Here is an 11,736-nt window from a genome sequence, read left to right on the forward strand (position 1 = left end):
CCCCTGTTCTGTTCACAGCTCTGATTCCGGCGCCGGAAAAAATTTACGGGAAATGATCCGTCCCATTTCTTCCGGGGATTCCTTCATTCCGGTGTCCATCCATGAGAGAATGATGCCGCACAGACCAAAAGAAATAAAAATCTGACGGTAGTATTCGCTGCTGTCTGCGGTATTGATATCGTTGAATTTCAGGATCAGACGATTTAAAAGCAGAAGGGAAAGGTTTGCCCGGATCAGAGTCTGTACAATATCCCGAATAGAATAAAAGAACTGGAAAAAACGAATGGAAAGCTCATGGGCGGAAGCGCTTTCTTTTTGGGGCTGTTTTTCGATCCATTCAGTCATCAGTTTGTCCAGCTTAAATTCAATGACATTTTCCTTTGAAGTAAAATTTCTGTAGTAGGTGATCCGGCTTACATTGGCAAGCTCTGTGATCTCCCGGACTGTAATGGATTCGATGGATTTTGTGCGGAGCAGAATAAAAAGAGCGTCTGCAATGCATTCTTTCAGAAAGTCACTGGAATTTTTTTTGCGTCCCATTGATACAATTTCCTCCGTTTTGTTTCATTTATAAGCAGGTTCATTGATTTTTCGACGGAATATGATATAGTATGTTCCACTGATACATTTGTAACATATATTTTAGAGAAACAGCGGAAACTTGTCAATCCGCTGAAGGAGGAAAACATATTATGATGATCATAACGGACTCTGCTTCTGATATAACCAGACAGGAAGCTGAGGAAATGAATATCCGTATTGTCTGGCTGAAAACAAAATTTTCTGACGGTGATTTTCCTTTGGAGACAGAAGAGGATTTTACACGTTTTTTTGAAAAGCTTGCCGCAGAAAAAGAACTGCCTGTTACAAGCCAGCCGTCACCGGAGGAATATCTGGCTCTTTATGAGGAAGCAAAGGAAAACTCAGAAGAAGTTCTTGTTATCACTCTTTCCAGCGGTCTCAGCGGAACTGTAAATGCTGCCAATGTGGCAAAGCAGATGAGCGAATATGATAAGATCCATATCATAGATTCGGAACAGGCGATCATTACTCAGCGTTTTCTGGTTCAGAGAGCTGTGGAAATGCGAGAGGCAGGAAAAACTGTTTCAGAGATTGCAGAAACCATTGAAGATTTGAAAAAACGTGTGACTGTATGCGGAATGCTGGATACCCTGACCTATCTGAAAAAAGGCGGAAGGATACCGGCAGCCCTGGCTGTTCTGGGAAATATGCTTCACATTAAACCAGTCATAGAGTTGAAGGACAAAACCCTGACTATGCTTGGAAAAGCAAGAGGAAGAAGCGGAGGGATCAAGTATCTCTGGAAAGAATTTGAATCTTATGACATAGATGAGACAGAGCCGGTGTACTTTGGTTACACCTCAGACCGTGAGCTTGGGGAAAAGTTTATGAATGATACCGTTGAAAAATACGGGCTGAAAAATTACAGACTGTATCCGGTAGGAGGAATTATCGGAACTCACGTAGGCCCTTCCTGTGCGGCTATCAGCTTTGTAAAAAAATCTGTGTAAAGTACGTTGACAAACGGAAATCCAGTGGCTATAATGAAAAAGAACTTAGTTGAACAGATTTAACACGCTGACGAGAAGAGTAGACTGTGGACTGCTGCAGAGAGAAGCACATTTGGTGAAAGTGCTTTAACAGAAATCAGTTGAAGACCACCTCTGAGTGACCCTAATCCGGTCCGGTGATGCCGTTATCATCAAAAAAGAGGCTGAGTTCCGGGAACTGTTTTATTCAGACAGAGCTTCCGGTGATTTGGCAATCAGGGTGGAACCGCGGGCAGAGAATCTCGTCCCTTACAGTGCGTAAGCATTGTAGGGGGCGTTTTTTATTATAAAAGTTCCGTACAGCGGCACGGAGCAATCGACTTTTATAATAGTATAAAAGCGAAGAAAGTCCCGTAACAGTGGTTGAAAATAAAAAGAAAAGGAGAAAAATCATGATCATTACTTTAAAAGACGGATCAACAAAAGAGTATGCTGAAGCAAAATCAGTTATTGAGATTGCTTCCGATATCAGTGAAGGTCTTGCACGCGTAGCATGTGCAGGTGAAGTGGACGGAGAGGTTGCAGATCTTCGTACAGTGATTGACAGAGACTGTGAGCTGAATATTCTCACCTTTGACAGTGAGGGCGGCAAAGGAGCATTCCGTCATACCACTTCCCATATTATGGCTCAGGCGATCAAACGCCTTTTCCCAAATGTGAAGCTTGCAATCGGACCGTCTATTGAGGATGGCTTCTATTATGATATTGACAGTGATGAGCCGATTACAGCAGAAGATCTTCCGAAGATCGAGGCTGAGATGAAAAAAATCGTAAAAGAGAACCTGGCCATCACCAGATTTACAAAACCAAGAGCAGAGGCTATTGAGTTTTTTAAAGAAAAAAATGAACCGTATAAGGTAGAGCTTATTGAGGACCTTCCGGAAGATTCTGAGATCAGCTTCTATCAGCAGGGAGAGTTTGTGGATCTCTGCGCAGGTCCTCATCTGATGACAACAAAGCCGGTAAAAGCATTTAAGCTTACCAGCCTTGCAGGAGCTTACTGGAGAGGCAGCGAAAAGAACAAAATGCTTACCAGAATCTACGGAACTTCCTATACAAAAAAAGCAGATCTTGAAGAATACATCACCCGTATGGAGGAAGCCAAAAAACGTGACCACAGAAAGCTTGGAAAAGAGCTTGGCCTGTTTATGATGAAAGAAGAGGGACCGGGCTTCCCGTTCTTCCTTCCAAAGGGTATGGTTCTGAAAAATACTCTGCTTGACTACTGGAGAGAGATCCATAATAAGGCAGGATATGTGGAGATTTCCACACCGATCATGCTGAGCCGCCATCTCTGGGAGACTTCAGGCCACTGGGATCATTACAAAGAAAACATGTATACAACTGTAATTGACGAGACTGATTTTGCCATTAAGCCAATGAACTGTCCGGGCGGTATTCTTGTATACAAATCTGAACCACGTTCCTACAGAGACCTTCCTCTGAGAATGGGAGAGCTGGGACTGGTTCACCGTCACGAAAAATCCGGTCAGCTTCACGGCCTGATGCGTGTGCGCTGCTTTACTCAGGATGATGCTCATATCTTTATGACACCGGAGCAGATCCGTGACGAGATCAAGGGCGTTGCCAGACTGATCGACAGTGTATATCAGCTTTTCGGATTCAAATATCATGTTGAGCTGTCCACCCGTCCGGAGGATTCCATGGGAAGCGATGAGGACTGGGAGATCGCAACAGAGGGCTTGAGAGGCGCTCTTGACGATCTGGGACTTGACTATGTGGTAAATGAAGGCGACGGCGCATTCTATGGTCCGAAGATCGACTTCCATCTGGAGGATTCCATTGGAAGAACATGGCAGTGCGGTACTATTCAGCTTGACTTCCAGCTTCCGCTGCGCTTTGAATGTGAATATATCGGAGCTGACGGCGAGAAGCATCGTCCGATCATGATCCACCGTGTTGCTTTTGGTTCTATTGAAAGATTTATCGGTATTCTGATCGAGCATTTTGCAGGCGCATTCCCAACATGGCTTGCTCCTGTACAGGTAAAAGTTCTTCCGATCTCTGAGAAATATATGGATTATGCAAACAAGGTTATGAATGATCTGAAGGATGCAGGTATCCGTACAGAGATTGACGACCGTGCAGAAAAGATCGGATATAAGATCCGTGAGGCACGTCTTCAGAAGATTCCGTACATGCTTGTGGTAGGCGCAAAGGAAGAGGAAGAAGGAAAAGTTTCTGTCCGCAGCCGTTTCATGGGCGATGAAGGAGCAAAAGATCTTAAAGAGTTTATTGATTCTGTAAAAGAAGAGATCAAAAACCGCGAGAACAGAAAAGTTGAAGTAACAGAATAAAAAGAACAGGACTGCTGAAATTCCGTAAAAAGGACTCAGCAGTCTTTTTCCATATGAAAAGAGCAGTATATTCTTACTGTTCATGGAATCAGAAAGGAAGATGGGCAATGACAAAAGAAATTCAGATCAGAGAAGTACGTATCGGAAGCGGTCAGCCGAAAATATGTGTGCCAATGACCGGAAAAGACCGGTCAGCGCTGCTTGAGGAAGCAGGCAGAATCAGGGATATAAAAGCGGATCTGGCGGAATGGAGAGCTGACTTTTATGAAGGGCTTTCTTATGAGGAAAGCCTTCCGGACATGCTCAGAGAGATTAGAAATGCATTGGGAGAGATACCGCTTATTTTTACCATCCGTACTGTTTCAGAAGGAGGAAATGCAGAAATTTCTGAAAAGGAATATGAAAAATATACACTGACAGCAGCAGAAAGCGGAAATGCAGACCTGATCGATATAGAGTATTTTTCTCATGAAAATGTTTCAGAGCTGATCCGCAAGATTCAGATGACCGGAGCGAAAGTGATTGCCTCCACGCATGATTTTGAAAAAACGGATGACAGTAAAACGCTGAAAAACCGATTTATCGACATGGACGCATCCGGGGCAGACATTCTGAAAATGGCAGTGATGCCGCAGAGATTTGAAGATGTCGCTGATCTTATGCAGGTGACCAGCGAGGTCACAGAAGAGTATACAGAAAAGCCTGTGATCGCCATGTCCATGGGAAATCTGGGTTCCATGAGCCGCATTGCAGGAGAAAATTTCGGTTCTTCCGTAACCTTTGCCACAGTAGGAAAGGCCTCTGCGCCGGGACAGTTTCCGGTGGAAGAGCTTCGGATGATGATGAATGCTCTTCACAAAAAGAACGTAGAGGATTAATCAGAATTATCTCGGCTTATGTCGAACCTCAACGAGAAATTATGGGAATCTGTTTCCCGGTTTTGACAAATTACGCACCCCCTGTAACCTATAATGAACTCACTTACCAAAGTGAGGGAATGACAGGTCATAGGGGGCTTTTTTATGTATGGAGAAATATACATAGATGTTGTCTTTGTGACGAATCTTCTGATGGACTATATTGTTCTGCGGATTACAGGAAGACTTCTGAGACTCAGGACAAACCGGTGGAGATATCTGGCAGGAGCCGCGGCGGGAGCTTTTTTTTCCTGCCTGATTCTATATCTTCCTTTTGAGAAAAATCTGCTCATGGGAATTTTTCTGCACGGCGCCTGCGCTTTTCTTATGCTCAGGATCGCTTTCTGCATCAGGAAGGGAAGTCTGCTGGCAAAAGCAATGGTCATGCTGTATCTGACTGCGTTTCTTGCAGGCGGATTCTGGGAGGCAGTGTCAGAAAACGGAATTACGCTTCCGGCATTTCTGATTTTTGCTTTTGCCACCTATATGGGCATCGGGGCGCTGGTCTGCGCGGCAGATTCTGCCAGAAGTCTGAGGAAGAATATCTACCCTGTAACCCTGAGCTATCAGGGAAAAGAACAGTCTGCTTACGGGTTTTATGATACAGGAAATCTGCTCAGTGATCCGGTAAGCGGAGAACCGGTTTCGGTTGTGAAACCTGAAATCTTGGAGACCATGCTGTCAGAGGACCTGATAGACAGACTGAAGAACCTTTACGAGAATCCGGGGGAGCTGAAAAGTACAGAGATTGCCGGACTGAAGCCCCACTATCTGTCCTGCCGTACGGTAGGACAGGCAGAAAAGCTGATGCTGGCGGTTACATTGGAGAATCTTTGTATCCATACTCCCGCAGAAGAGGTTCGCATATCAAGGCCTGTGCTGGCCCTGGCTTTTGAACCCTCCGCTTTGGGAAAGGAATACAAGGTACTGTTGAATTCCAGATTATTGCATTAGGAGGGGCATATAATTATGAACAGATCAGCAGCAGGAGTCAGTTATTACCCGTTTCAGATGATTCAGAGGATGGTTCTTTCAAGACCGAGAGAGCTGTACTACATTGGTGGAAGTGATATTCTTCCGGCACCGCTGGAGCCGCAGAGGGAATCCTATGTCATCAGTAAGCTGGGAACAGAACAGGATAAAGAGGCAAAAGCGATTCTCATTGAGCACAATTTAAGGCTGGTGGTGTATATTGCCAAAAAATTTGACAATACAGGAGTTGGAGTGGAAGATCTGATTTCTATTGGAACCATTGGACTTATTAAAGCAATTAATACCTTTAATCCTGTAAAAAAGATCAAGCTGGCAACCTATGCTTCGCGATGCATTGAAAATGAGATCCTGATGTATCTGCGCAGGAACAGCAAGACAAAGCTGGAGGTTTCTATTGATGAACCGCTGAATGTTGACTGGGACGGGAATGAATTGCTGCTGTCTGATATTCTGGGAACGGATGAGGACGTTATCTCCCGCAGGCTGGAGGATGAAGTGGAGATCACACTTCTGGGAAAAGCAATTAACAAGCTGACGCCCCGGGAGCAGACGATCATCCGTCTCAGATTTGGACTGAACAGTGCCGAGGGAAAGGAAAAAACTCAGAAGGAAGTGGCTGATCTTCTGGGAATTTCCCAGTCATATATTTCAAGACTGGAAAAAAGAATTATGAAAAGACTGAAAAAGGAAATTGTAAAATATGAATAAGGTCTGTCGGTGAAGGTAAAGGTTCACAGGACTCTGTATATTTTTGGGGGATCCGTGCATACTGAAAGAAAAAGGAGAGTGTGGCATGAACGCAAATACAGAGCTTTTGAACTTTATTTATCAGAATTCACAGATGGGAGTGGATACCGTAAGGCAGCTTATGGATATTACTGAGAACGCAGATTTTCAGAAGCTTCTCAGTGAACATCTGGAGGGATACCAGAAAGTCCATGAAAAGGCATGGCGGATGCTGAATGAAAATGGTTATGACGAAAAAGGCCTGAGTGCTTTTGAAAAAATCCGTACGTATCTTATGGTCAATATACAGACTATGAAGGATCATTCCGCATCCAATATAGCTGCGATGCTGATACAGGGAAGCAGTATGGGGATCACAGAAGCCGTGCAGAAGCTGAACCGGTATGAAGGAGAAACAGAGAAGGATATCAGAAAGCTGATGGAGGAACTGAAAAAGTTCGAGGAAAGAAATATTGAAGAGCTGAAGGCGTATTTGTAGACAAAAGTAAATATATATTTAGAGAGAAGTGGTTTAAGGATGTATTTACTTGAAAAAATATGTGATGGAGCTTGTGATGTCCGGGCTTCTGCTGGTGTGCTTTTTGCTTTTGTCCAGACAGGCAGCCCAGGTTTCCGGAACCATGAAAGAACAGGAAAACCGTAAGGAAATCATTGCGGTCGATCCCGGACACGGGGGAGCGGATCCGGGAATGGTGGGGCTTAACGGACTGGAGGAAAAGGAAATCAATCTGAAGATAGCCTGTAAACTGGAACGCGTACTTACAGATAAGGGGTATCAGGTGGTAATGACACGAAAGAAAGATCAGGGGCTTTATGATGCTTCTGCGCCAAATAAAAAATCTCAGGATATGCAGAGGCGGATCGCCTTTCTGGAAAATGCTTCTCCTGTGCTGACTGTCAGTATTCATCAGAACAGCTATTCTGACCCGGATGTCAGGGGACCGCAGGTCTTTTATTATGAAAGCTCCCGGGAAGGAAAAAGGCTTGCCCAGGAAGTACAGGAGAGTATGAACCGGAAACTGAATCCCCAAAAACCGCGTACCATAAAGGGAAATACCAGCTATTACCTTTTGAAAAGAAGTAAGGGAACACTGATCATTGCAGAATGTGGTTTCCTGACAAACCCGGAGGAGGCTGCTCTTCTTCAGAAGGAAGAATACCAGCAAAAGGTTGCTCAGGCAGTTGCGGATGGTATAGAGTCGTACCTCAGCAGCAGGAAATAAAAAAGAAAATCGCTGTATCCTTTAAATTTACCAGAGGAGACGGCGATTTTTGTATTTTCAGAATCAGGATACTTTGGTATACTGTTAATGATCAAATTAACAGAAAAATAAAAACAGAGGAGTATGTATGACTGGGATTTTGTATCTGATCCTGGGAAGTCTTTGCGGAAAAGAGCTTGCAGAGATTTTTGTGGGACAGAAGAAAACCGGAAAAAATAACAGGATCTGGCTGGTTCTGCCAGGAGCATTTGGAGTTGGAATGCTTGCTTTTGGCTGGGTAACGTATCTCATTGCCTGGGCTGCCAGCGCCGCAGGAGCAGACAAACCGCTGATATACGGAAACCTGCTGACAATGGCTGCAGGAGCTGTTTTTCTTTTGGGCATCTATATTCAGAGATACAGGAAAAACAAAAGGATTTTTACAGATAAGGGTCTGGTTGAGGATAAACAGCTGTTTTGGAAGGAACTGATATTTTTTTCTGTGCTGTTTGTATTTCTTACCTGGCTCATGTTCTATGTATTTTACATAAAGGACGGGATTCTGTATTCAGGATTTACCGTGTTCGGAGATTATGCGCCCCATACGGCAATGATGCGGTCTTTTTCTTTGCAGAATAATTTTCCTACCCAGTATCCTCATTTTGGAGGACAGGACGTAAAATATCATTTTATGTTTCAGTTTCTTGTGGGAAATCTGGAGTTTCTGGGACTCCGGCTTGACATTGCTTACAACGCCGCAAGTATTCTGGCGCTTCTGGGATTTCTTATGCTGCTTTACAGTATTGCCAGACATGTTGTGGGAAGTGGAAAGGCAGGAGTGCTGACGGTTCTCTTTTTCTTTTTCCGCAGCGCGCTGACTTTTTTTCAGTTTCTGTGGGAGCATCTGCGCGCCGGAGATCTGCTCCAGGTACTGCAGGAAAACACTTCATTTATCGGATATACAACAAATGAAGACTGGGGACTGTGGAATTTTAATGTATATCTGAATCAGAGACATCTTGCCTTTGGACTTCTGATCGTGGCTCTTGCTGTGTGGATGTATCTGGACTGGGTGGAACAGGGATGCCGCCATAAGGAGAAAGGGCTTGTGTGGTTCAGGAATAGGCTTTTTTCAAAGGAGGCATGGAAATGCAGGTATGTGGAAAACGCGCTGGCAGCAGGCCTTCTCATCGGCATGACTTCCTTCTGGAACGGAGCGGCTGTTATTGGAGGACTTCTGATTTTAATGGGCTTTGCTGTGTGCTCAGACGGTAAGCTGGACTATCTGATCACAGCTGTTACGGCTGTTGTATTTTCGGTTCTTCAGACCAGACTTTTTATGAAAGGCTCTTCTGTGGAGGCTGCTTTTCAGTGGGGATTTATCGCAGAGGATAAAAGCGCTGCAGGCGTCCTTTGGTATCTGATCCAGATGAGCGGCATCTTTTTTGTGGGAGCGCTGATTTTATTCTTTTTCTACAAAAAAAGGCTTCAGCGGGCAGTTCTTGTAAGCTGTCTGTTTCCACTTGTATTTGCCCTCTGCTTCTCCCTGACGCCGGATATTACTGTGAATCATAAATACATTATGATTTCCTATGCATTTCTGGCAATGTTCTGGGCAGGAGCCGTGTGCCTTCTGTTCCGGAAAAAATGGCAGGGCCGTATTCTTGCAGCAGTGCTTACAGTGTGTCTGACGATCACGGGAATTTATGATTTTGTAATCATAGTAAGAGATAACGGGCCGGGACACAGAGTAACGGTAAATACAAACAGCAGTCTTACAGACTGGCTGGCACAAAATCTGGACAGCCGGGATCTGATCCTGACGCCGGAATACAGCATCAGTGAAGTGACAATGGCCGGAGTGATGATGTATCTGGGCTGGCCTTATTATGCATGGTCGGCAGGATATGATACCTATGACCGGGCGGAAAACGCAAAGGAAATTTATACTTCCCGGGATCCGGAGAGGGTAAAGAGTCTTGTTCAGCAGGAGAGGATCACCTATATTCTTTTTGAAGAGGGAATGACTTTTGAAGAAGAAACCTGCATAGAGACTACGATTAAATCAGTATACAGGCTGGCATACCAGTCGGAAGATGGGAGAATCAGAATTTATGAAACCTGATATAATAAAAAAAGTAACAATAAGGGCAGTTCCTGCAGCCGTTCTTATAGCATTGTCTGCATATCTGCTGAAAGGAGACGTATGGACTTTCTGGACCTGGTATCTTCTTGCAATGGTTCTGGGAATTGTGACCATGCCTCTGACAGGAAGGCTTTTCCGGGAATTTGACGATAAGGGCTGGATGTTTTCCAAGGTTCTGGCAGTGGTTGTCACAGGATTCGGAACCTGGTTTCTCGTTGCGGTCAAACTTTTGAAATTCACTTCACTGACCTGTATCGGGGTGACTTTGGCCTGTGGGGCCGGCTGTCTTTTGCTTGGAAAAGCGCAGCATAAAAAAGGGATCGAGTGTATTCCGGTAAATCATCTGGATCTGGTGTACTGGGAGGAAATCCTGTTTTTTGTTTTTTTCTTTCTGTGGACTTATCTGGCAGGATTTCATCCTGCGGCATACGGAACAGAAAAATTTATGGATTATGGGTTTATGGAAGCCATGATGCGAAGCACCACTCTTCCGGCAGTTGACCTGTGGTATTCAGAGGGAAATATCAACTATTATTATGGCGGCCAGTATTTTGCAGTATTCCTTACAAAGCTTTCCGGAACCAGCGTGGAGTTGACCTATAACCTGATGCGCACCTTTGTGGCAGGACTTGCCTTTTCCCTTCCGTTTTCTCTTATATACCAGATGACCAGGGACAGAATGGGAAAAAGAGCTGCAGGCGCAGTGGGATGGAGAAGATATTTTCCTCAGATCACAGGCGTGGTGGCGGGAGTTTCTGTTTCCATTGCCGGAAATATGCACTATGTGGTTTATGGACAGGTGCTTCCTTTTCTTCAGAAACTGACAGGACAGGAGCCGGACAGCTACTGGTTTCCTGACGCGACAAGATATATTGGTTTTAACCCGGATGTTCCGGATAAGACAATTCATGAATTTCCCTGCTATTCGTTTGTTCTGGGAGATCTTCATGCCCACGTGGTCAATATTATGTTCGTCCTTCTGTTATTGGGACTTTTATATGCCTGGATAAAAATGGTACGGAAAAAAGATTTTGTTCTGGGACAGCCGGGGACAGGGGAATTCTGGGGAAAACAGCTTTTCATGCCTCAGATCCTTCTGGCGGCAGTGCTTCTCGGTATGTTCCACTGGACGAATTTCTGGGATTTTGTTATTTACTTTGTGGTAACAGGAGGAGTTATACTTTTTACCAATATTGTTCTGATGAAAGGTCAGACCAAATGGATCCTTGGAGTTACGGCGGCTCAGGCAGCAGAGGTTCTGGCTGTGGGAACCGTGGTGATTCTTCCTTTTACCCTGAATTTTGAGACAATGGTCCAGGGTGTGGCGGTGGCTCAGTATCATTCCCTTCCTCATCAGCTTTTGATCCTGTGGGGGCTTCCGGCGATTCTGACTGTGATTTTTGTGATCGTTCTTCTGGTGGAAAAGCTCAGCGGCGCAAAGCATAAGACGATTTTTCATTTTATGGAATCTCTGAAGCTTCCGGATCTTTTTGCAATGATCATGGGGCTGTGTGCCATTGGACTGGTACTGATCCCGGAGCTTGTGTATGTGCGGGATATTTATGAAAATGGAAATGCCCGCGCCAATACCATGTTCAAGCTCACATATCAGGCATATATTATGTTTGGAATGACAATGGCTTATGTGATTTTCCGTCTGATGGTGATTTCCTACAAAAAGATATTAAAGGCAGCCGCAGGGGTGGCCCTGGTTCTTCTTGTGTGGACATGGGGATATTTTGGAAACAGTGTCAATTCATGGTTTGGAAACGTGCAGGATCCCTCCCAGTACATGGGCCTGAATGCAACTGCTTTTCTGGAAACCGATTTTCCTGAGGATGC

Annotated in this window: 10 protein-coding genes; 9 read left to right on the forward strand and 1 reads right to left on the reverse strand. The window is 44.7% G+C overall.

The features are described 5' to 3' along the window. Positions 1-12 precede the first annotated feature (12 nt). A complete protein-coding gene (locus QVP40_RS00925; RefSeq protein ID WP_022066636.1) occupies positions 13-540 on the reverse strand; it encodes a TetR/AcrR family transcriptional regulator in 528 nt (175 codons plus the stop codon). A 152-nt stretch (positions 541-692) separates the two neighbouring features. Between QVP40_RS00925 and QVP40_RS00930 the strand changes: the two genes are divergently transcribed. The 9 genes from QVP40_RS00930 to QVP40_RS00970 all read left to right on the forward strand — a co-directional run. Beyond that, positions 693-1,532, forward strand: coding sequence for a DegV family protein (locus QVP40_RS00930; RefSeq protein WP_022066637.1), 840 nt, complete (start codon positions 693-695; stop codon positions 1,530-1,532). A 431-nt stretch (positions 1,533-1,963) separates the two neighbouring features. Next, positions 1,964-3,889, forward strand: coding sequence for a threonine--tRNA ligase (gene thrS / locus QVP40_RS00935; RefSeq protein ID WP_022066638.1), 1,926 nt, complete (start codon positions 1,964-1,966; stop codon positions 3,887-3,889). Between the two features lie 107 nt (positions 3,890-3,996). Further along, a complete protein-coding gene (aroD, locus tag QVP40_RS00940) occupies positions 3,997-4,767 on the forward strand; it encodes a type I 3-dehydroquinate dehydratase (protein ID WP_022066639.1) in 771 nt (256 codons plus the stop codon). Between the two features lie 144 nt (positions 4,768-4,911). Then, positions 4,912-5,760, forward strand: a complete 849-nt coding sequence (locus QVP40_RS00945) for a sigma-E processing peptidase SpoIIGA (RefSeq protein WP_022066640.1) — start codon at positions 4,912-4,914, stop codon at positions 5,758-5,760. 57 nt (positions 5,761-5,817) lie between these two features. After that, the gene (sigE, locus tag QVP40_RS00950) at positions 5,818-6,507 is read left to right on the forward strand and encodes an RNA polymerase sporulation sigma factor SigE (RefSeq protein ID WP_279310542.1); all 690 of its coding nucleotides are present in this window, start codon (positions 5,818-5,820) and stop codon (positions 6,505-6,507) included. A gap of 85 nt (positions 6,508-6,592) precedes the next feature. Next, entirely contained in the window at positions 6,593-7,024 is a 432-nt protein-coding gene (locus QVP40_RS00955; protein WP_022066642.1) for a hypothetical protein, read from the forward strand. A 49-nt stretch (positions 7,025-7,073) separates the two neighbouring features. Then, complete coding sequence (locus QVP40_RS00960; protein ID WP_022066643.1) at positions 7,074-7,769, forward strand: N-acetylmuramoyl-L-alanine amidase family protein; 696 nt, start codon at positions 7,074-7,076, stop codon at positions 7,767-7,769. A gap of 127 nt (positions 7,770-7,896) precedes the next feature. After that, positions 7,897-9,873 carry a hypothetical protein gene (locus tag QVP40_RS00965; protein WP_022066644.1) on the forward strand — a complete coding sequence of 659 codons (1,977 nt, stop codon included), beginning with the start codon at positions 7,897-7,899 and terminating at the stop codon, positions 9,871-9,873. Beyond that, positions 9,863-11,736 (forward strand): DUF2298 domain-containing protein (locus QVP40_RS00970; protein ID WP_288200089.1); only part of this gene is annotated, 1,874 nt, incomplete at its 3' end. The genes QVP40_RS00965 and QVP40_RS00970, both read left to right, overlap by 11 nt.

The organism is Blautia sp. CAG:257 (assembly GCF_000433815.1).
Lineage (GTDB): Bacteria > Bacillota > Clostridia > Lachnospirales > Lachnospiraceae > Blautia_A > Blautia_A caecimuris.